This is a genomic window from Prosthecobacter sp. SYSU 5D2 (genome assembly GCF_039655865.1).
In the GTDB taxonomy this organism is placed as follows: Bacteria; Verrucomicrobiota; Verrucomicrobiia; order Verrucomicrobiales; family Verrucomicrobiaceae; genus Prosthecobacter.
Genome location: NZ_JBBYXL010000003.1, coordinates 65,076 through 87,332, shown reverse-complemented (window position 1 = coordinate 87,332; position 22,257 = coordinate 65,076). Strand labels below are relative to the sequence as shown.

The following is a 22,257-nucleotide window of genomic DNA, read 5'->3' as shown; positions in this document are numbered from 1 at the left end:
GTGCGGAGGTCGTGGCGCTGATGTGGCGCTATGCCGCAAAGGACCAAACCACTCTCGCAAACAGAGAACCCACGATAACATCACCATGAACATCACCATCAATCCTGAAGGCGTCGTCATCAAAGACGGCGAAGAAATCGGCACCATCAAAGGCGACGTGTGCATCCTCGGTAAGCACCCCGGCCCCAAGGCATTCAAGATCATCAAGGAGGCCGCTGGACGTGAGCTGACGTTCGACATCCTGCCGGAGAATCCACAGGCAGAAGTGCCCGCCGCCAAGACTCCCTCAACCGCACCGGCGGCAACTCCGCCTCCTGCGCCCGCCAACCCTGTCACCGATCCAGAGCCCAAGCAGCACCCTTCCATGGGCCGCAAGGATCCTGCCTGGCTCGCGTGGAAGAACCGCCAGAAGTAACCACCCGCACCTGCAACGCATCATCACATCACCATGAAACCATTTATCACACTCTTTGAAGAAGCTGGAGCCGGTGGCGGGGGCGGTGGCGCTCCCACATTCACGCCGTCATTTGAAGGCGCTCTCCAACCCGATGGTTCCTTTGCTGAAGGCTGGCATCAGAAGGCTTTCGGCGCTGACTACAACGGCCCGCTGGCCAGTGCCAAGACTTTTGGCGACGTGAACAAAATGCTCACGGACTCCATGACAGCCGCCCGCCAGAAGACGGAAGGCATGGTCAAGCTGCCGGGCGAGAACGCCACGCCGGAAGACTGGCAGGCTTATCACAAGGCCATCGGTGTGCCTGATGATCCGACCGAATACGGCATCAAGGCTCCTGAGAAGCTGCCTGATGGCGTTGCCTGGGATGACAAGGCCGGGGCTGCGTTTGCCGCGAAGGCGAAAGAGCTGGGTCTTACCAAGACTCAGGCCGCAAAGCTCGCAGAGTTCCAGATGGAGCTCACCGGCGGCAGCGTTGCGGAGATGCGGGCCAATGCCGCCAAGGTCATGGAAGCTGAAAAGGCGGAGATGTCGAAGCGGTTCGGTGCTGACATTGACAAGACGGTGGCAGCGGCCAAGTCACTGGAGACGGCAAAGGGCGTGCCTGACACTCTCAAGGCCCAGATCAAAGAAGGCGCCTTTGATCCGCAGTCCCCCAACTTCTGGGGCGTGGATGCCCTGGAAGCCTTCGCATGGGCGGCAAAGGCCACGGGAGAAGACAAGGGCGGCGGCGGCCCTGGCGGCACTGTTGTCGCGATGGACCTGGCGGCAGCCAAGGACATCATGACGAACAAGGACAACCCTCTGAATGCCAAGTATTGGGCAGGTGATAAAGAGACGGTTGACCGCGTGAATGCCGCCTACAAGCAGGCGTCAGCCTAACCGCAAACAATCAGCCCTCTCTGGAAACGGAGAGGGCTTTTTTGTGCCTTGACACTGCCCAAAGTGATTCCTCTACCTTCTCCATGGCGGTTGATAACGAGCTTTCGATGGTGGTTTACAGCGGGAACGGATCTACATCCACCGGCTACCCCATCCCGTTCCCGTTTCTGGACAAGGCACATATCCGGGTTGGCCTACTTGATGATAACACTCTGACAGATCTGGAGGAGGGGGAATACACCGTCTGGGCTGACTACATCACCACGGATGAGGCATATACTGCAGATGTGCAGGTGGTGGTGTATCGTCATGTGCCCCTCGCGCAGCCGTTTGTTTACCCTCTCGGCGGCACATTCCGGCCTGATCAGCACGAAGCGGCCCTTGACCTGCTGGCCATGGGATTGCAGCAGGTTGCACGGGCCATTGACGGCAACGGCATCTTTTTCGCTGGCGACGGGGACGGCAGTTTCCGCGACACCTACGCATGGGCAGACGCCACGGAGAGGGCCACCATCAAAGCGCGACGTGCCGGCCAGATCGGTATCCAGCTCAACGACTCTTCCATCTGGCGCTCAGGATCGGCTACTGTCGGTGACTGGGTGGCAACGAATCCAGGACCCAAAGGGGACAAAGGAGATAAGGGCGACAAAGGCGACAAGGGCAATACAGGCCCGGCGGGAGGTTCCGCCTTCATCTTTCGCCAGGAGGTCTGGGGACCGACTGAGGTCCTGACCTCATCCACCCGCTATGTTTTCAGCCTCCCTTTGGAGGTCACATGGGACCATATTGTTTTTGATTCCCCGACTCCAGGCACGCTGCCGCTCGGCATCCAAGTGACCATAGACGGTGTGAATCTTTTTGATCCGCAAAAAAGCTCAGCGGGCCGGGTATTCCTTGCCCCTAAGGCCACCTGGGCCTCGGAATGGATTGATGGGGCGCTGCCATTGTATGCCGAGGTGAAGATCATTCTGACTGTCCAGGCGCTTGGCGAATATGACACGCACTGGCAGGGCCTTGGGGTGTCTCTCACGAAATTATAATATGCGACGCGGAACCCTCCAGTCCGAATCTCCTGCCCCTCCGACAAAGGTCAGTGGGGAAGCCCAAATCATTGGACTCATCAAGAACCGGCTGAGCGGCATCACTCTATCCCGCCATGCCTACGCCGATGTCCTCAGGCGCATTTATCCAGATCTCATGGACTCCACGGTTGAGGAGTCTGCACGCCGTGACTGCAAGCTGAATGTCTGGGCAGCACGGCCTCTATCACATGGGAGTCTGGACGCCTTCACGCCGATGCCGGGCTTCAATGTGTGGTGCCTGGTTTTGGAGTCCACCGTGTTGCCTGATCGCTCGCTGGAGGCTGCCGCAAATGCAGATCAGGTTTGGGTGCCGACATCCTTCTGCCGCGACGTGTGCGTGGCCAATGGGATGCCCCCTGAAAAGGTGCATGTGGTGCCTTATTACCTGCCCGCGCCTGCCCGGCCATGCCGTCCGCCATCGCCTCACGATCCGTTTACGGTGCTGCTGTCATGGGATGGCAAAAGCAACATGAGCCGGAAGAATGTCCTGAAAAGCATCCAGGCTTTCAAGCTGGCATGGCCGAAGGATCTGGATGTCAGGATGAAGCTTAAAACACGCGACCTCAGCCAGGAGAATACAGCGGCGGTGAAGGAAGCCATTGCGTGTGACGGCCGCATCATCCTGGATGACTCCTTTGCTCCTGAGGTGGATGACATCTTTGATGGAGTGCATTGCCTGATGCACTGCCACCGGGCGGAAGGCTACGGCCGCCATGTCATGGAGGCGATGCTACGCCGGGTGCCTGTCATAGCGACAGCCTACAGCGGCCCCATGGACTGGCTGACGAATGAGAACTCGTTGCGGGTGGGATATCATCTCGTTGAGACGTCAGTGCAAGAATACCGCTATCCCCAGGGCGGACAGTGGGCAGAGCCAGACATCGGCGACATGGTTGCCCAGCTCCGCGCCTGCCAGGCTGAGAGCATGGAAGCCATGACTGAACAGGCTCAGCATGATGCACAGCGCGCATGCAGCATGGAGCAATCCATGCACGCCATGCTCACCGCTTTGAAGAAAGGAGGGCACATCTGATGCACGGCTTCAAAAAGGTGCTGGAAGACTGGCTGCTAAAAGTGAAGCCCAAGCGGATCCTGGAATGGGGCCCTGGACTCTCCACAGAGATCATGCTCGATCATGCGCCCGGCGCTCAGGTGCTCTCCATTGAGCACCACGAAGGCTATTACGCCAAAGCGAATCAGAGCCTTGGAGAGCGCGTGAGGCTCGTTCATCTGCGGGCGGACATTGCAAATTCCAGCTATGCCACCTTCGCGCTGGATGAAGGCCCTTTTGATCTCGTCTTTGTGGATGGCCGTCGCCGCGTGGAATGTGTGATGGCCGCCCTGCACGTTCTCTCTCCTGGAGGAGTCATCCTCCTGCATGACTTCTGCCGGCTGAACTATCAGCGGCTTCTGCTTCCGCTTTGTGAGCTGGTCGAAATTCGGGACAACACAGCCGTCTTCAAAACCCGCCTTTGCCCTTGATATGATCTCATCCAAATTCATCACTGTAACCACGGCCGTAGATGGCACGAGCTTCACTGCATTGCCTTCCGCACAGGCGCATTTCGTCCACGTGCTGAACAACACTGGCGAAGATCTGGCCTTCAAATATTCGACGGATGAAGGCACCTTTGTGTTGCCCGCCAATACGGCTTGGACATTTCGGGGACTGAACAACGCCAATCAACTCCTGGTAAAGAGGGCTGACGAAAGCGCCACCCCGGTAACCCTTAGCAGCGTGGAGGTCGAACTGTGATCAATCCCAAATTTGCAGGATTCGGCTCCGGTGGCGGCGGTGGTGGTGGGGGGGGCGACCCTATCACGGACCCGAATGTGGCCTATGTCCGCACGGATGGGAATGACACGACGGGGGACGGGAGTCCGGGGGCTCCGTTTCTGACGTTGCAGAAGGCGGTGAATGAGGGATTTACGCGGTTTGATCTGGGCGTGGGATCATTTGGCAACGTGAACTTCGATGCGAATGCTTCCATTTACATCCGGGGCCATCATTCAACGGTGGGCACGCTGACCAACTATGGTCGGAATCTCCACATCACCGCCGAGGGTGCTATGGAGATCGGTCATGTCATCGTGTCAGGGATTGATGGCAACCCTAATGGTGGACAGGTGATCATCAAGGGTGGTGCCGGACTTACGGTGGCCTCGGTCCAGTTCACAGGCGGGTATGACACAGCGACTGAAGCCTACGGTAGCGCTGGATCGGTGGAGTTGATCGGTCCTTTCCAAGTCGTGAACAGCATTGAGGGAGGGGCCGATGTGAATGAAGACGGGACGGTGCTTTTGGCCCGTGGAGTGGATGTGCCACCCATCACGGCTGTGGCTGTTGGAGACATCACGGTCCGTTTGGCGATCATCAATGAGATACCCTATGTGGATAACAGCCTGCTTTAAAATATTATGAACGATCCTAACGTCCAACATATCCGCTCAGTGATTGCTGAGGCTGCCCCTACACCAGACTGTCAGTGCCTTGGTGCACGGCTCTGGATCAACATCCTGACCGGGGAGCTGTGGGTGCGCAAGCTAGACGGCTCCTGGGTGAAGCCTAACGAAGGAGGTGCAGAAGAATGAGCACGACTCAAATCCACAACATTGCCAAGCAAGACACCCCTGCCAGTGTGGAGGTGCCGAAGGAATGGCGCGGGCTGCTGATCTGGGCGGTGGGCCGGTTTGGCTCTGGAATCCTGCTGGCGGCGGCGTGCTCGTGGGCGCTGATGCGGGTGTATGATGACCATGCGATGCAGACACGGCAGCTGATGAGCATCCTGGAAGCTCGCGCCCGTGTGGATGCGGAGATGACGCTGACGCTGAGCCGGCTGGGGAACTCGATTGACGAGCTGAGGCGGGATGCGGCGGCAGCGCACCGGGCAGGAAAATGACTTTCGCGCACGGGCGCATCGGAAAACAAAGAAAAACGTTAGAAACTGATATTATGAAAAATCGACTTGTTGAGATCCTGACATTGATCCTGCTGTGCCTGACGGGGCTGGGGGGGGTGCTGACGATGCCGGACATCGGGGTGCTGCCGGAGAGCTGGCTGAAGTATGTGCCGCTGGGACTGATCGTGGTGCTGGCGCTGAAGAATGCGATCTATGTGTTTCTGGACTGGTGGGATGACGGGGTGGTGAACGGGAGCTACAAGATCCCGAAGCATGTGCCACTGCTGCTGCTGGCCGGGCTGTGCCTGCTGCTGATGCCGTGCTGCGCGACGCGGCCGGACGGGACGAAGACGTTCGGCGGACTGGATGCGCGGCAGTGGAAGGGGGTGGGGGTGGAGACGGGATCGGCCTGGCTGGATGAGTATCGCCGCCCGGTGCTGGTGACGAATGCGAAGGGGGTGCTGGTGGTGGAGCCTGAGCCGGTGAAGGCCCAGGGAACGGGCTGGCTGGGGTGGGGGATGTCGCTGCTGGGACTGTGAGGGGGAAGTTTTGAAACCACTAATGCCCAGCGAATGGGCACTAATGACGGGAGCCGGGGAACCTGACTAATTATGAAAACGATCATTGTTGACTGTGGCCATGGGATGGGGAACCGGCGATCCGGGGTGTATGATCCGGGGGCCTGTGCAGCGGGCGTGACTGAGGCGGGGATTGTGATGGACTGGGGCAATGAGCTGCGCGGGCTGCTGCTGGCGGCTGGTCAGCGTGTCATCCGCACGCGGGTGGATGCGAAAGACCCGGCTCCAGTGGGGCGGAGGGCAGCCATCGCCCGCCAATACGGCGGAGACATCATGATCAGTCTGCATTGCAATGCTGCCAACGGAGTGGCGAACGGGACGGAAACGTTTTACCGGGGCATAGCACAAGCCCCGGTGGCCAGGATGCTGAACGATGCCGTTGTGACCGCCCTGGGCACCCGGGACCGTGGAATAAAGACGGAGGCTTCTAGCCAGCATACGCGGCTGGCCATCATGGAGTTTCAACCCTGCTTCCTGATCGAACTGGGTTTCATTGATCACGCAGGGGATCGGGAGCGGATGCTAAATCCAGAGCTGCGACGGAAGGCGTGTGAAGCTTTGGCTGACGTGCTGCTTTCCTGACAGTGTAAAATAATCCGAAAATCCGCTTGCAAAGGGAGAGGGTAATTCCTCTCCCTTTTTGCGTGCCAGGGGCCTGCCAAGCAGCCTACCCCGCCAAAGCACCGCAGCAGACGCTCGGCCCAATCGGCTTACCGAATGTCACGGCGAATCCAGAACCGCCCTCTCGGGCAATCCCGATTCTCATGTCATTCGACCCTAATTTCAAGATCCCGGCTCATACCCGGATTCAGTTTCAAGATACGTTCATGGCTGCCATTCAGCAGAATGAAGCCAAGTTCGCCAACACCACTAACGTGGAGTCTCAATGGACCGCCAAACAGTATGTGAAGCGCATGCGCGACACGATCCAATGGCGCATCAACAATGCCCGTTTCGGCAAAACCAACGCCCGTGAATTCGAGGCGGGTTTCCGCTCTGGTTTCTGGCAGCTGCTGGAGGCTGAGGCCATCAAGTTCGACCGCGCCGATCAGAAGCTGCTGGATACCATCCCGGTGCCGACCGGTTCCGTCATCCAGGACATGATGAGCGGCCTTAACCGGATGCGCGACGACATGTTCCTGGCTGCTGCCGTGGCTCCATCCCTGGGCGGCGCAGACCCCTACGTCACGCCTTCGCCGTTCCCGACTGAGAACATCATTCCGGTGAACTACGTGAAGCCTGGCGTCGGCCTCGGTGCCAATTCCGGTCTCACCGTTTGGAAGCTCATGAAGGCTAAGACACACTTCGAGCAACAGGAGATTGACCTGGACCGCGAAGAGCTGATCCTTGGCATCTCGCCAGACGAAAAGACTCAGCTCCTTCTGGATGCAGAGGCTGCTTCAAACAGCGCGTGGGCCAAGATCGTCCTTAAGTGGTTTGAAGTGTATGAAGGTGGAAACCGTGAGGCCAAGCTCATGGGCTTCAAGGTCATCACCAGCAACCGCCTGAATGAGGATGAAACCACGGGTGTCCGCACCTGTGTGGCCTACACGAAAAAGGCATTCTGTTCTGCGCCGATGTCTGGCGTCGAAACCAAGATCGACATCCTGCCCACCGACAGGCACACCATCCAGGTGGCGGCATACGCTGACTGGGGTTGCTTCCGGGTGTTTGACGAGATGGTTCTGCAAATCCCCTGCGATCCGACTCCATAACCCCCGCTGAATCCTGAACAGAAATTCAATCTTTAAATTCTACTGACATGCCTGCTTCCACTTATCAAACTTCCCTCCTGGCTGCTGCCGCTGGCCGCACCTTCTCGCCTAACAAAGGCGTTCTTCATGCCACCCGCCGCCGCGCTCGCTTTGAGTGCGTTGGCATCGGTGGCCTGCTTGAGCATTACTTCGACCTTGGCTCGCTGGCCATCCCCGGCTGCCGTGTGGTTCCCGAAGAATGCCGCCTGCGCTTCACCGGCACGGGCACCATTGACGCCAAGTTCACCCTGAAAAAGGTGAATGCGGACGGCGATGCCGTTGTTGACCTGTCCGCCGCGACCTCCACCATCGCGGCTCTTACGGCTGCTGTGAGCCTGGCCAAGCCGTCTGGCACTCTCGATACCGTCGAGCTGGCCACCGATGACATGCTGCGGCTCTACGTCACCGATGGCGCGGGCTCTGATGCAGTGGTCCCGACCACGGCTTCTGTGATCGTCGAAGTCGTTTACGACGTCGAATAACCCTTTGGGAGCTGGGTGGCTCTCATGTTGTGATGGTTGCGCTGCCCGGTGTGGAGGTCAAATCTCTGCACCGGGCTTTTCTTTGAAGCTTATGACTCAGACTGATCTGGCAAACGTGGCTCTTGGGCATCTCGGCTCATCGGTCATCATGGCCATTACCGAGAACTCTGCTGCTGCTGAGCATTGCCGCAGGTTCTGGGACATCACTCGTGACGCTCTGCTCCGGCAACGGCATTGGAACTTTGCCATCAAGCGGGCGGACCTCTCCGAACTGGACGATGCGCCATTGTTCGGCTGGACGAAGGCTTACCAGCTCCCGGCTGATTACATCCTGGCCATCGAGTTCAACGGCAGACAGGCGGGCACCGGTGAAGCCCTGCATGAAATCGAAGGCTCTCACCTTCTGACCAACGAGGTCACAGCGGAGCTGAAATACATCCGTCGCCATGAGGATGTCAGCGGGTGGGATGCGTCGTTCTGCGAGGCATTCGGCTACTTCCTGGCTGCACGTATTGCCCCGGCCATGACATCGGCTCAAGGTGTGGCGGATACGCTGCTCTCACGCGGCGAGCAGTTCATGCTGCGCGCCTTTGGTCCAGACAACTTGGAATCCCGGCCCCGCGCTGTCCTGGCTCAGACGGGGAGCGCCTGGCTGGCAGCAAGAGAGGGGGCCAATAACTGGTGAAGACGCTGATCAACAGTTTCAACGCCGGAGAAATTACGCCGCTTCTTTGGGGCCGGGTGGATATCGAGGATCTCCGCCGGGCGTGCCGGTATTTGCGCAACTTCATTCCTCGCGTGTTTGGCGGCGCATTCCGCCGGCCGTCGCTGCTGCACGTGGCGATGACGCACGCACCGGCCACGCATGTGCGGCTGATTCCATTCGGCGTCTCATCCTCTGCGCGCTACATGATCGAGCTGGGAGATTCCTATTTCCGTGTCTTCAACGTGGAAACGAAATCGGTCGTGTTCGGTCCCGCCGCATCCCCGTGGACTGCCGCCCAGCTTGACGTTGTGCAGTTCGTCCAGGTCAATGATGTGATGTGGATGACGCATCCCGATGTGCCGATCCATGAGATGATCAGGCGGGCGGAGGATGATTGGACCCTGGAGGCAATGCCGTTCGGCTCTTTCAGCCTGGCCAGCACCCTTGAATCTCAGGGTCTTTACCCGCCGATGATGGATGAGAATCTGTCACTGATCCGTATCACTCCATCGGGGATTAATACCTACATCACACTCACGGCCAGCGCTCCGTTGTTCCAGCCTGGGCACGTGGGGTCTTACTGGCAGATCGGGCATTATCGAGATGAATCAGTCCATGAAACAAGCGTGCCTCCTCCCGAGAAGCAGAACGCCATCAGCCGGCAGATTACAAGCAACGGAACTCCCGTGACGGTGTATTTCAAGACGGAGGGGCTATGGACTGGCACGCTCTTCTTCGAGAAGTTCAATACAGCCGATGATGATTACGACATCGTTGACCAATGGGAAAATACCCTTGGCAATCAGGTCCACACATCAGTGAGTTTTAAGCGGACCACTTCTCCAGCCGGGCAGCATGGAAGGTTCAGGGTAGCGAATTTGACAGTTTATCCCGGCCCTAATTTCAGGCTCATTGACTCTGCAGCTGGGTCTGGCATCACTCCTTATTTCGATATCACTGCGCCACTGAAAACCAGTCACTATACTCCAGGTGGAGGGCTGAGGATAAATGGAGGGTGGGAGTTTTACACTTATGGACGCTGGGCCGGAGACGTGAGGCTGGAAAGAAAAGGCGCAACCGGATGGGATATCGTCCGCCAGTGGAAGGGCGACTTCGACCGCAACATCTCCGCATCAGGCACCGTGGACGGAGAGGTGTCCATGCGAGTGCGCTGCCTTCAGATGACCGGGGCGGCGGCAAGTGATGCAGCCAAGCCGCGATTTGTCCTCGAATCATCGAATTCCGCCGTTTATGGCCTGGTCAAGATCACCGGCTATGTCTCCGCCACCCAGGTAACGGCTGAGGTCATCCGCCCCTTGTGGAGCACGGCGGAAACGCCGTATTGGTCCGAAGGAGCATGGTCAGCAGTAAGAGGCTATCCGCGGGCCGTGGCACTGCATGAGCAGCGGCTGATTTTCGCCGCCACCCGCAAGCAGCCGCAGACGATCTGGGGCAGCGTGACGGGCGACTTCCGCAATTTTGAGCAGAGCGGGCTGGATGACAGCTCCTTCTCCTATCAGATCGTGGCCAAGGAGAGTCACCCCATCGTTTGGCTTGCATCGCAGGACGGGCTGATCATCGGCACGGAGGGTGACGAATGGCTCATGGACGGCGACGGGAAGCCTATCACGCCTTCCAACGTCCGCGCCAAGATCCAGAGTTCCGAAGGGTCTGCATCCATCCAGGCCAAACTGGTCGGATCGGTGGTGTTGTTTGTCCAGAAGGGCGGGCTGCACCTGCGGGAATACGTCTTTTCCTGGGAGACCCAGAACTACATTTCGCCCTATGTGACTCAGCTCGTCAATCACATGACGGCCACCGGTATCCGCGACTTTTCTTTTGCCAAGGCTCCTGACCGCGTGCTGTGGGTGGTGACCAATGACGGCCGGCTTCTGAGCTGCACCTATAAGCGTGAAGAGAAGGTCATCGCCTGGGCTCAGCATCCGACCAATGGGACTGTGGAGGCCATATCCTGCGTGTTTGGGGATGATGCCAGCGGGGATGAGGTGTGGATGGTGGTCAACCGCTTTGGCACCCGTCGCATCGAGCGTATGGATGCCGAGCACTGGCAGAACCTGGAATCAGGATCCAGCCCAATCGTGCACCTGGACGCCGCCGTGGTGGCCACTGGCGACATGTCTTCTGTCACCGGCCTAACGCATCTCGAAGGCCGTGAGGTCTCAGTCGTTGCGGATGGGGCAGCCCGGCCAGACGCTGTGGTGCATGACGGCGTGGTGGCGGTTCCGGCCGGCACTGCACATGCGGTTGTTGGTCTGGCCGCTCCCTGTCGGATGATGCCAATGCACTTCGAGACGCCTTTGCAGGACGGGACGGCCCAGGGCAGGATGCACCACGTCAAAGGGCTATCTGCAGGGTTCTACCGCACCCAGGCCGCATCCTATCAGGTGGGAGAAAACGGGAAAGTCTATCCCATCGCCTTCCGGGCCGTCACTGATGATCAGGATGCCGCGCCCCCGCCTTTCACCGGCATCAAGAAGCTGGACGCGATGGCGGACCATAAAGAGACCGTGGACATCATCATTTCGACGGACTCTCCTTTGTCCTTGAATGTCCAAAGTTTGATTCCCAGCGTCGGTATCTATGGAGCTTAACGACATGGACGAACTCTCTGTGAGGATCTACGGCGAGAAGCTGGGAGACTATCAGACCGTCAATGCCTGGTGGTCTGCCCGTCATCACTCCGACCTGGCCGAAACGATCCTGCCGCCCCTCGGTGTCATCGTAGAGAATGCTGGTGAACCAGTGGGCGCTCTCTGGTGCTATGAGTGCTTTGGCGTGGGTGTGGCGTTCTTCGAGTTCCCCATCACCCGGCCAAAGACAAGCTTGTTAGATTCGGCGGCCATCATGATGCTGGCTGTGGAAGCGCTGGTCAGGGGCGCAAAGTCCCACGGCGATTACAGCCTTTTCCGTGCCTATCCCGATAACGGGCCGCTGGCCTATGTCATGGAGCGGTGCGGCTTCACCCGGGCGGGCACAACCAAACAGGTTCACATGGCGCTCCGGCGCGACTGACTTATGGCCTCTATCCTCGGCATCGCTTCTCTCCTTATCGGGGCCGTTGGCACCGGGCTGTCCTATGCGTCCAGCGTCTCGGCGGCCAAGACGCAAGACAAGATCGCGGGTGTCAATGCAGCCAACCAGGTGCTGGCCATCAACCAGCAGCGGGAGACGGCCGGGATGCAGTCCCGGATCAACCAGCAGATGGCCGCCAATGAGCGGGCCGCGCTGGAGCGGAATGCCGTTGCGTTGGAAGATCAGGCCGAAGCCGTCAGTGCAGCCAACCGGGAGAATACCAGGCGAACGCGGCAGGATTACCAACGCTTCCTGGCCACGCAACGGGCGCAGATTGGGGCGTCTGGAGTTTCAGACGCCACCGGCTCTCCGCTTTCCCTGCTGTCTGCCACTGCCGAGGAAGAGCAGCGGGCCGCCGATGAGATCCGTTTCCAGGACGAAGGCCAGCGCAGGAGCCTATTCCGAGAGGCCGATAACCAGCGCATTGCTGGCGACATGGCCAAGATGCAGATTACCGGCTACCAGATCCAGGCTGGAGCGGCAAGGCAGGCGGCATCCACCGCCCTTGCCCAGTCCCGTCTGGACCTCATGAGCGCCAACGCCGCATCCAACGGCATGCGTAACCAAGCCATCGGCGGCCTGTTCTCTTCGGTCGGTGGGCTCACTGGCCAGGCCTATGACATGTATCGCCGCACACCCCGCGGCTCAGCCTTCGCAATCGCATGACTACCATCCTCGACCGCCCAACGATCAAGATATCCCCTGGAGGCGCTCCAGTGATGGAGAACGCCAGAGGCTTCCGTGCAGACCTCGGCAGCATGATGGATGCCCAGCGGCCTGTGCAGATCAACTCCCGTGGCTTTGTGGCTGAGGCTGCGAGCATCGGCGACATCGGCCAGGGCGCGCAGCATTTGGGCGGGGCCTTGGATGCCATCTCCTCGAAAATGGCCGAGGCCATCAACACCCGGCGGATTGCTGAGGCAGAGATGGCTATGGATGCCGCGCAGTCGGACATTGCGGCTGAGCTGGCAGCAGAGCCGGATCCTGCCAAGTGGGGGGAGATCACCGCCAAACGCACGGCGGCCATGGAGAAGATCGTGATGACGGATGATCTGTCACCCGATGCCAGGGACGCCATCGCCATCCGGCATTTGAAGTGGTCCACGCGCACGCAGGGAGAGGTGAAGATTTCCAGCGCCAGGCAGCAGTTCCAGCTTACTGCGCAGACTTTGAAGGCGGCTTACTACCGCGCCAAAGACTCAGGGAACTATGTTGCAGCCGCTGAAGCTGTAAACGCGCTGACTCAGGGCGGCTATGTGGGCGCGGATGTGGGAGCGAACATGGAGATTGATTTGAAGAACACGCAGGAGCAGCGAGGTAGGGAAGAGGCATTGAATCTAAGCGATGCCGCTATTGATGAAGGGAAGCTCGACGAGGCCAAGGTATTCATCGAGCAATCTCAATTCTTTAAGGAGGATGAAAAAAAGGTTCGGATCGGCAAAATCACACATAAGTTCGAGAAGCAGCAGGAACGTGACAACCTTCTGTCTCTGGGCATAGATGAGCCTGAACGCGCCATGGAACTCGCTCGGGCGAAGGCGGAGCAAGGTAAGATCGACGGCCCGGACATGGTGGCCATTATCCAGTTCGGAGAAAGGCGGGCAAGTCAGCTCACCACAGAGGAGTTCACGGGATTCAAAGCGCGTATTGACGATAAAGACCCGCCATCCGTGGAGGAGTTGAATGCAGCTCGCCGCTTGTCCCAGAGGCATAAAGCAGCCCTGGCGGAATATGCTGTGAAGGGTCCGTCAAACGATCCAAAAGATTATGAAACTGCCTTTGCCGCCGTCTCCATGTATGACGCCTCCAAAGATCCGAACGGCTTCCAGATGGCCCAAATGAAAACCGTCCTGGGCATGAACTTTAATGGGGCTTATCTGGAGGAGCTCACTAAGCGTTTGGACACGCGCACCAAGCCTGGCGCAGACTCTGAACTGTCCGAAGGGCCAACCATGGCACTGATTGAGGAGTGGGTTCAAGGCGGCGCTTTGGGGAGCTATAAAAAGCCTGTGACCAAAGACGGACAAGCCGTCAAGAGAGATGCGAAGAAGGTAGGATTTACCGAGGATGTCCGTCCTGTTTACGGATGGGACCGCGTGCTTTTGGATGCTGTGCCGTGGGGCTTCCTAATGGGCGATCAGGAACCAACCGGAGAGACTGTCACCGGCACGGTTGACGTGATGGAGAACGATGGGCAGCCGGTGGCAATGGAAGAAATAGACAAGGTGGAGTCTGCCAAGATTGCCGCCAAACAGGAGGCTATCCGAAAGAAGCTTGTGGCTGAAATCAAGGCTCCTGATTCGAAGTTGAAGACTCAGGAAGATATCGCCGCCCGAGGTATTGTCCTGTTCAAAGAAGCCGGTGGAACTGTGCCACCCCAGGCACAGCTAGATGATGGAGCACCAGCACCGCAAACAACAGGCGAGCTACCGCCCGGCAATGGAGGGGCCATGCCCCCCAGCCCGCTCCTGCCTTCCATCAAAAGTATAGAATCAAAGATCGAAAAATATGGTTATTAACGAACCTGACGCTCTCGAAATTTTCCACGCCATGGATACCATGCCGGAGGAAATGAAGCCGCGTGCTGCCAAGCTGCTGGCGGACTACCGCACCCAGCAGGATAACGCCGGCAAACCGCTGTGGCCGGAGGGACTGAAACGCCAGCGCGAGCAGCAAAGCCGGTTCTGGGCTGAGTTTGAGAATCCGCGCCTGCTTGACGAGGTTGAAGGAACCTACATGGAGGCTGACCGCCTTTCTCCCGGCCTGGGTGAGAAGCTGAGGTATAAGGAACTTCAAATCAAATTCCTGGCCAAGAAGTATGGCCGCCCGATTGAAGAGGTTCGCAAACAACCGGATCTGTTTGCCGTGGACTACGGCGCAGATAACTGGAAGGAGCCTAAAGTCCTGGAGCCAAAGCAGTTCTTCGAGCGTGCGAAAGTGGAAGTCCTCAAGGAGAAGGCATCACATGAGCTGGTGTATGGTGCCGCTCAGGATGAAGGCGACGAAGGGCTGATTGGAGCGGCTTATGTCTCCGCGCTCACTGCGGACAAGGCAGGCTTTCAAACCTGGCTGGAATCAGCGCGAAAACATCCCGGCTATGATGCCAGCAAGGAGGGGGATTACCTTAACGCCTGGAACCAGACCCGCACAAAGGTGGATGAGGAGATGGGCGGCAATGGGGCTATCATCAGGGCGGCTGTAAAAAACATGGCCGTGAACATGGGCGTAGAAGATCCATCCTTCACGTCTGATGTTGCATATTGGATGCGCCCTGAAAGGTATTTGAGCGACCTGGCTGCGAACGACCCTAAGGCCTACCGCCATGCCAAGCAGCTCATCATTGAGCTGGCCAAGCGCGGCCCGAAGGATGACAAAAACGGCCTTTTTGGCTGGCTGCAGAGAGCGGGGGAAAGCTTTGGGAGGGGCATTGAGAACATAGCGGATGGAGCTTTGGAGGGAACACAGATCGGCGGATCGGTTCTGAGTAGTGCACTCGGAAACGAGCAAGATGCAAAAATCATTCGGGCAGGCGTTACTGTGGCTCGGGATCTGCGCAACATTGCTCACGGCGCAGTAGATCCAATTGAGCGCAGGGACATAATTGATCGCGGAGTGTTCGGTATTCTCGAAAGCGGACCAACGATGGTTGGCGCCATGCATCCCGCAGGAAGGCTCCTGCTAGCAGGCAGTTATGGCGCTGAGGCATCCGGCAACTTCGCTGATAACGGTTGGACGGGCCCGGGCGCGGAAGCAGCCGCCTTGAGCGTGGGTGTGTTCTCCACGGCGGTGGAATACGCTTCTGAACTGCTTGGAAAAATCCCCGGCGTAGCGCAGGGTCTGGCCGCAGTGGGAGCGAAACCTGGCAGCCGGTGGGCTTCACAATTTGTGCTGCAAACGATGGGCCGGGCACCGGTGGAAATCACGGAAGAAGCATTCCAGGACATGGCCGCCCCGGCAGTGCAGTCGGTGCTGTCAGCATTCGACGTGGTGGCAAAGAGAGACAAGAGTTTCGCAGAAGAGTGGGAGGAATGGAAAACCCATTCCCTGCCGGATGTGATCTTGATCGCCCTGCCTTTGGCCGCTTTGGGGGCTGGTATTTCCTCCCGCCAGGAGATTGGCCGGGCAAAGGTGGATGCTCTTACCAGGGATACGGCAGAACTGGCACGAGTGTTTGGGGATACGGAAGCGGTTCGGATCGCGGCTGAACCAGACGGGGAGCGCCGTGTTTCGCTCATCCGTGAAACCTGGGACAGCCAGAGCAAGGAAGACAGGCTGGCACGCTTGAAACTCCAGAGTGAACTGCAATCTCTCCAGGCGAGCCATGAGGGCGCATCTGCTGCTGAGGCAGCCGCATACACCGTAAACGTCACACGCAACGATCAGGGCTGGCAGGTGAAGGCTGGAGACGGCACTGTGGTCAAGGTGGACAGCCCGGAAGCTGCCCGGCGTATCCGCGAGGATCTGAAGCAGGTGGCCACCCAGGAAGAAGCGGAGGCTCTGGTTCAGGCAATGGATGACTGGCACGAATCCAGGGGGGCAGGAGTGGACAGTTCCACGACTCTCACCGGTGAAACCGTGACCAGTGACGGGCAAAGCATCATCTGGCAGCGTGACGGCCGTATCACACGGGAAATCACAGACGGGCGCACGCTGGAGACTTTGCGCCAGGAAGCGGCGATGGAAGCGCAGGCCGGTGGCAATGAAGACGTGTCTGTTTTGGTCAACGGCAGCAACTCCGTATTCGTCGAACGGGTAGGCGATACCGTGAAGGGCATCGTCCAGCGGATGGATATGAACCAGTCCAGCGTTCCGCAGGTGATGACCTTCCTGCATGAAGGCCTGGAATCCACATGGCGCACCGGTATGCAGACGGGCGTATTCAGCCTGGAGATGACCCAGCGGGCCGCACGGGTAGTTGTGCCGGTGCTGAACCCTCGAAAGGCACGGAGCGCCGAGGAAAAGGCGCTGTATGAGCGCGTTGCAAAAATCGCCGAAGGACTGGCCACAGAAACCGAGATGCGGGAAACGATGGTGGAGCTGGCCGTGCGCGACGTGCTGGAACGTGACCGGTCTGGCCGTCGCACCGGCATGCGGGCCGGAAGCATTACCCGTGCCCTGGATGCGGCCATTGTCGGGGCCACAAATTCAGGGGACGCGAAGGCGTTCGCCAAAATCAGGGCGTTCTTCCGCTCTGTGCGTGCCTGGCTGGCCGGAGTCATGGGCACAGTCCGGACTTTGAAGAAAGCCAAGGATGCTGGAAATCTGGGCGAAGATTGGGAAACCTTCGTGGACAAGATGCTCGGCATTGATGAGCAAGTTCGATATGACAGGGAACTTGCCGCAGAGCTGGAGGCGATTGCTGGTCAGGACACTGCGACGGCATGGCAACCGACAGAAGCCGACTTGGATGCGGGTATGGCGTTCAGTTTGCAAATAAAGCCCGGCGATGTGGTTATGATACCAAATGCAACCAGCCATCCGGTTGCCGAAATTCACTCAGTGGACCATGTCCCAGGTGGACTATGGGTGGTTTTCAAAGACGGATTCGCCAAGAAGTTCTCCTACTTTTCAGAGCTTCCGAAGCCTGTTGACCCCCGGCGGGCGGCTAGGTATCATGAAGGCGATGGAAGATCAGGCTCCATACATCGTGAAAGGGAAGCCCTTGAAGGCCTCCGTTATCAAGAACCGGCTGAAACCGCTCCGGATGAACTACCGCGTCAAGCAAGCGTCCCGCGAGATTATCTCCTCCAGCCCAAGACAGCCGAAGAAGGCGGAATAACATACGGGAGGAAACGCCGGCCAGGAGTAAAGGCCGCGTCCGTGAAGGTGGGGGATGCACTCGCCGGGTTGGGGGTTATTACGGCCAAACAGCCGCGAGGGCGTGGGTTCTGGTTTGATTTCGAGCAGGGCCATGGAGCTTACTTCGATTCAGAGAGCCGTCTCACACGAGCTGCACGCGTTCCTCCTGCCGAGTTTCAGCAGGGGCAGACGTCGTTCAGTCTTTCATCCCGCAAGTTCCTTCCTGGTGACTATCCAGAAAGCCTGGCCAAGACGATCACCTCCACCAGCGTCGGAGCACTGACAAAACATCCCCGTTATCAGGACGCAAAAAAGGGCGGCGATGGGGCGGCAGCCGATGCTGTTGTGAATGACACGCTAAAGCCTGCCAAGGTTGAAGAACTGCGCTCGCTGATCGCGGGGCGGGCTGTCACCTGGGTGCCTGTTATGCACCGCGACACCGGCAGGCGGGCTAACGCTTTGCCAATGGTGTATGCTGAGGAGCTGTCTTACCGACTCGGGGGTGAGGTTTCTGAAGACATTGTAAAAGCATCCGGCGCTGCCAATACAGGGGCAGCCGTTCAAGATCGTTTTGCGAATGAACAAAGTTTTTCCGGGCCTGTGGATCGTGGAGCATTTTATGTGGTGGTGGATGACAACCACACCAGCGGCGATACGTTGGCTTCTCTGATTGATCACATCCAAGCTGGCGGCGGAGAGGTCATTGCGGCAACAGCACTTGCGCACAGCCAAAGTCAAAACTACCTGAAAACCCGGCCCGAGGATGTAGCGAAGCTTCTTGACAAGGTGGGGCTGGATGAAGCATCCTTTCTTCGTGAATTCGGTTACTCCATCCAAGCCTTCACCGGCTCCGAAGCCTACCGGCTCGCCAACCTCGACAGAGGTCGTGGAATCGAATGGCTCAGAAGTCGAATTCCTGCGAGCGGAAGCCAGGCGGATTCGGGCCGAAGCACAGGAAGCTCGCCGCAAGCGTCTGGCGAAGTAGAACTAAGGTTCTCCATTTCCCCAGGCGCTCGCATTGCCGAGGTCCAGGCGCAGATTGACGCCCGTCTGGCGAAAGACCCGGAAGCCCGGAGGAAGATGGCTCTGGATGCGAAGCAGCGTCTTCAGGCGCTCAAAGAACGCTGGGAGACTGAGCGCTGGACCTGGAAGGGGGACCGCATCCGTCCGCTGGTGGACAAGACGACGGCCCGCATCCTGGATCATGAGCAGGCTTTCCGGCAGGCGGTCCGTGAAGCTGAGCTGATGGATGCTGGCATGGCGGCGCTGACACCTGAGACCATCCACGCCTATCATGTGGGCGTCGGTGCTCTGGAGCAGCAGCCTCTTGTGTTTGCCATGCTGCACCATAACGGCCGGCTCATGTCCAAAACAACGGCTCTCAGCCAGGGCAAGGATATTGGCGGTGACTACGACGGCGCTGTGTGGATTCCTCCTGCGTGGTATGGCCGGGGGGCTGGCCTCATGCCGGACGTGATGGCGCAGAACCTCTTTGAGCAGGGGCTTATCAATGATCCCTCAACGGATGCACTTTGGAATGCCCTGGGGGAGGTTATCAAATCTCACCGGACAGCACGGGCGGAGTTTGAAAAGGCTGCTGCTGCCGTCCGCGATGTCGAGCGCCAGGCCACCGAGCAGGCCCGGAAGGAAACCCAGACATGGCGGGATGAACAAGACGCCATGCAGGCAAAGGACTGGTCTCCCCGCGCTTCTTTGGTGCGTGATATGCAGACCCTTGATGCCATGCTTTCAGCCATGCCTGCGGAAGTCCGTGGCAAGGTCGGCGGCTTTGTGCGTCTTGCCCAGCTCGGCAGCGAGAAGAGCAGGCTGGAAGAGATTCAGCGGCGCATTGAACGGCTTGATATCCTTTTGGAGAAGCACCTTCAGAAAGAACTGCGGGATCATATCGGCAAACTCCTCGACAAAGCACGGCCTGACACCAAGGCAGGCAAGAAGCCAAAAGGCAACATGACGGCAGAGGCTCACCGGCTGGCAGCCATGGCAGAAACTTTCTCGAAGGTGCCGGAGGCGGACATGAACGGGGAGCGGAAAAAGTTGGAAGATGCCTTGCTTGAGCCGGATGCCGACTTCGCGGAGATCTCGGAGCGCATGCAGGTCCTGGAACTCTTTGGGGGCATGGACAAAGCCAATGCCGCATCTCTTGAGGCGGCTGCAAAATGGCTTTCCGGTATCGTGAAAACCGGGAAAAACATGTGGAGACTGCTTCAAGAAATGCGGCTGCTGGACCAAAAGGCATTGGCAGAAACGCTGGCCAAAGACACAGGAAAGGCCGGTGATATTGCTGATCTGCAAAAGGGCATTGCCGATGAAAAGACCATCAAACGCGAGGCGTCCGGCTGGGGATATGGGCTCATCAGCTACGAACAGACCATCACCGCCCTCTTTGGCGCAGACTCTGCGGTAGGCCAGCGACTGGTTACCATGGCGAGGGCGGCAACCTATCAGCGCACCGATGCTATCAGGGCGAAGCGTCAGGCTTGGCAGGTGGCCATGTCCGACATCTGGAAGGGCAAGACTTGGGGGGAAGTGCAGGAGGCTCTTTGGGAGCATTCACAGGTTGATTCCTCGCTGGCAATGTCCGTGGGCCGCATGGCAGGCCGGAAGGAAAGTAAGGTTCAGGTGCCGATGGAAATCGCACTGCGGGCCGTGGCGGATCCCTCCCAGGCCAAGTCCCTTGGATTCAAGGCGGCGGAGGTGAACGTTCTGGAAACTCTCATCGAGGAAAACGACACCAAGCCCGGCAATGAACAGCAGGAAAATCTGGAAATCACCCGGCTGTCTCCTGGCACCTCGACCGCAACCCCGCTCTCACAACTGCAGGCGGTGAATCTGACGATGCTGGCCCGCCAGCGCGACTATCAGGACACCCTCACTTACCACGGGTGGACGCCCGATGTCATAGCGGAGATGGAAGGCAAGCTCACGCCCGAATCCAAGGCTATTCGGGACTGGCTGACCACTCAATACCGGCAGGGTTACGCCTCCATCAATGAGGTATTCCAACGCATGTTTGGCGCGCCCTTGCCCTCCATTGAGAACTATTCGCCCGGCACATGGGAAAGCCTGATGCCTGGAAAGGACATGACGCCAGAAGGCGGAGTCATGGGGATGGGCGGCATCTCCCCGGGTCCGCTTAAAACGCGCCGGGTTCACCGCGCCGCGCCGCGTCTGGCCGATGCCCTGGTGACCTACTGGCAGCACACGGGGCAGATGGAGCACTTCAAGGCATTTGCTGAAGTCGTGCGTGAAGCGCGGGGCGTCATGTTGCGTCCAGAGGTTCGGGCCAGCATTCAGGAAAAGGGCGGCAAGACGGCCCTGGATTCAGTGGAAACCTGGATCAAGATTTTCGAGAATGACGGTCTCCGCCGGGCCGCCGCGCTGGGCAAGGATGAGCAGTTCAGCTCGCGCCTGCAAAATGTGTTCTCCATGTCCGTCCTGGCGTGGAATGTGGGCACGCTGGCAAAGCAGAGTCTGGCCACGCTGGGAGCTGCTTATGAAATGCCCGCGATGGCCTATGCCCGAGGGTTCAAGCGCCTCGTCTCCGGCGAGTTGGAGTTCGGGGCCATGCTCACCAGCGACACCATCCGCCGGCGCGTGGAGGCCGGAGCTTCACCAGAGCTGCGGCAGGTGATGGCCGGCATGATGGGGGCGCACCCCGGAAAGTGGACACGCGCACCACGCCAGTTCGTCATGCAGGGAATGGAGCTCCTCGGGGAAGCCGACGCATTCTTTACGGCCGCAAGTGCCGCCATTTATTATGACTATGCACTGGGAGAGGCGAAGTCAGCAGGGATGCCGGATGTTCAGGCAAAGGCGGAAGCGTTGCGCAGGACTGAGGCCATGGTTGCCCGCACGGCTCAGCCGGTGGAACTCATGGACCGCAGCCTGTATGAAGCAAAGGCGGCGGCAAATCCCAACCAGCGCTGGCTGTTCATGTTCGCCAGTGAGGCGCGGCAGAAGGCCGCCATCTACGGCATGTCGCTTGGCAGGATACTCACCGGGCAGGGGAATGCAGGAGACTTCCGGGTGATGGTCATTTCCCATGTGGTCGCTCCCCTCATGCTTCAGACGATTACGAACATGCTGGCTGACTGGCGGAACGATGACGATGATGAAATCTTCGACATGGAGAGCTGGTCACCACTGCGTTACGTGAAGGCCATGCTGATGGGGCCGCTGTCTGGCGTGCCTCTTTTGTCCGGTGCAGTGAATAGCGTCCTGTCTGCTGCTACTGGCCAGCCATCTTGGGACAGCGATCCAACGAATCCGGTCGGTGAACTGTTCTCGAAGACGATCAGCGCCAGCCGTGGAGCTTTCAAGGATGGCGAACAGGAGCCTGTTGAAAAGGGTGTTACCGCTGCGAAGGCCGCACTGAACCTTGCCGCTGCCGCTTCTGCATTCCACCCGGCGGGCCAGGCATTCAGTTGGCTTGGATCTGCGGGCAATATCCTGGATCAGCTCTTCGACACTGCGGACAACCTCCAGGGAAAGGATAGGAAGTGAGGC

At 58.7% G+C, this 22,257-nt stretch carries 19 protein-coding genes; all 19 read left to right on the top strand.

Features of this window, described 5'->3' with window-relative positions; translation table 11 throughout:
- Positions 1–85: 85 nt before the first annotated feature.
- The 19 genes from WJU23_RS05290 (at position 86) to WJU23_RS05200 (ending at position 22,254) form a co-directional block, all read left to right on the top strand.
- A complete protein-coding gene (locus WJU23_RS05290; RefSeq protein ID WP_346331501.1) occupies positions 86–415 on the top strand; it encodes a hypothetical protein in 330 nt (109 codons plus the stop codon).
- 33 nt (positions 416–448) lie between these two features.
- A complete protein-coding gene (locus tag WJU23_RS05285; protein ID WP_346331500.1) occupies positions 449–1,336 on the top strand; it encodes a hypothetical protein in 888 nt (295 codons plus the stop codon).
- 83 nt (positions 1,337–1,419) lie between these two features.
- A complete protein-coding gene (locus WJU23_RS05280) occupies positions 1,420–2,376 on the top strand; it encodes a hypothetical protein (protein WP_346331499.1) in 957 nt (318 codons plus the stop codon).
- A 1-nt stretch (position 2,377) separates the two neighbouring features.
- A complete protein-coding gene (locus WJU23_RS05275; RefSeq protein WP_346331498.1) occupies positions 2,378–3,451 on the top strand; it encodes a glycosyltransferase in 1,074 nt (357 codons plus the stop codon).
- A complete protein-coding gene (locus tag WJU23_RS05270) occupies positions 3,451–3,900 on the top strand; it encodes a class I SAM-dependent methyltransferase (protein WP_346331497.1) in 450 nt (149 codons plus the stop codon). The genes WJU23_RS05275 and WJU23_RS05270 overlap by 1 nt, the downstream gene beginning before the upstream one ends.
- Before the next feature lies 1 nt (position 3,901).
- Entirely contained in the window at positions 3,902–4,174 is a 273-nt protein-coding gene (locus WJU23_RS05265) for a hypothetical protein (RefSeq protein ID WP_346331496.1), read from the top strand.
- Complete coding sequence (locus WJU23_RS05260; RefSeq protein WP_346331495.1) at positions 4,171–4,830, top strand: hypothetical protein; 660 nt, start codon at positions 4,171–4,173, stop codon at positions 4,828–4,830. The genes WJU23_RS05265 and WJU23_RS05260 overlap by 4 nt, the downstream gene beginning before the upstream one ends.
- A gap of 6 nt (positions 4,831–4,836) precedes the next feature.
- Positions 4,837–5,010: a hypothetical protein gene (locus WJU23_RS05255; RefSeq protein WP_346331494.1), complete on the top strand. Its 174-nt coding sequence runs from the start codon at positions 4,837–4,839 to the stop codon at positions 5,008–5,010.
- On the top strand, positions 5,007–5,318 hold the full coding sequence (locus WJU23_RS05250) for a hypothetical protein (RefSeq protein WP_346331493.1): 312 nt from the start codon (positions 5,007–5,009) through the stop codon (positions 5,316–5,318). The genes WJU23_RS05255 and WJU23_RS05250 overlap by 4 nt, the downstream gene beginning before the upstream one ends.
- Positions 5,319–5,371: 53 nt before the next feature.
- Positions 5,372–5,857, top strand: coding sequence for a hypothetical protein (locus tag WJU23_RS05245; protein ID WP_346331492.1), 486 nt, complete (start codon positions 5,372–5,374; stop codon positions 5,855–5,857).
- A gap of 72 nt (positions 5,858–5,929) precedes the next feature.
- Positions 5,930–6,478, top strand: a complete 549-nt coding sequence (locus tag WJU23_RS05240) for an N-acetylmuramoyl-L-alanine amidase (protein ID WP_346331491.1) — start codon at positions 5,930–5,932, stop codon at positions 6,476–6,478.
- 182 nt (positions 6,479–6,660) lie between these two features.
- Positions 6,661–7,611, top strand: coding sequence for a phage capsid protein (locus WJU23_RS05235; protein WP_346331490.1), 951 nt, complete (start codon positions 6,661–6,663; stop codon positions 7,609–7,611).
- A gap of 47 nt (positions 7,612–7,658) precedes the next feature.
- Positions 7,659–8,132: a hypothetical protein gene (locus WJU23_RS05230; protein ID WP_346331489.1), complete on the top strand. Its 474-nt coding sequence runs from the start codon at positions 7,659–7,661 to the stop codon at positions 8,130–8,132.
- A gap of 91 nt (positions 8,133–8,223) precedes the next feature.
- A complete protein-coding gene (locus WJU23_RS05225; protein ID WP_346331488.1) occupies positions 8,224–8,817 on the top strand; it encodes a hypothetical protein in 594 nt (197 codons plus the stop codon).
- Complete coding sequence (locus WJU23_RS05220) at positions 8,814–11,450, top strand: hypothetical protein (protein WP_346331487.1); 2,637 nt, start codon at positions 8,814–8,816, stop codon at positions 11,448–11,450. The genes WJU23_RS05225 and WJU23_RS05220 overlap by 4 nt, the downstream gene beginning before the upstream one ends.
- A 4-nt stretch (positions 11,451–11,454) precedes the next feature.
- Positions 11,455–11,871: a hypothetical protein gene (locus WJU23_RS05215; RefSeq protein ID WP_346331486.1), complete on the top strand. Its 417-nt coding sequence runs from the start codon at positions 11,455–11,457 to the stop codon at positions 11,869–11,871.
- Positions 11,872–11,874: 3 nt separating this feature from the next.
- Positions 11,875–12,597 (top strand): hypothetical protein, encoded by a 723-nt coding sequence (locus WJU23_RS05210; protein ID WP_346331485.1) that lies wholly within the window; start codon positions 11,875–11,877, stop codon positions 12,595–12,597.
- Positions 12,594–14,450, top strand: a complete 1,857-nt coding sequence (locus tag WJU23_RS05205; protein ID WP_346331484.1) for a hypothetical protein — start codon at positions 12,594–12,596, stop codon at positions 14,448–14,450. Before WJU23_RS05210 ends, WJU23_RS05205 begins: the two co-directional genes overlap by 4 nt.
- 31 nt (positions 14,451–14,481) lie before the next feature.
- Positions 14,482–22,254 (top strand): hypothetical protein, encoded by a 7,773-nt coding sequence (locus WJU23_RS05200; protein WP_346331483.1) that lies wholly within the window; start codon positions 14,482–14,484, stop codon positions 22,252–22,254.
- Positions 22,255–22,257: the final 3 nt, after the last annotated feature.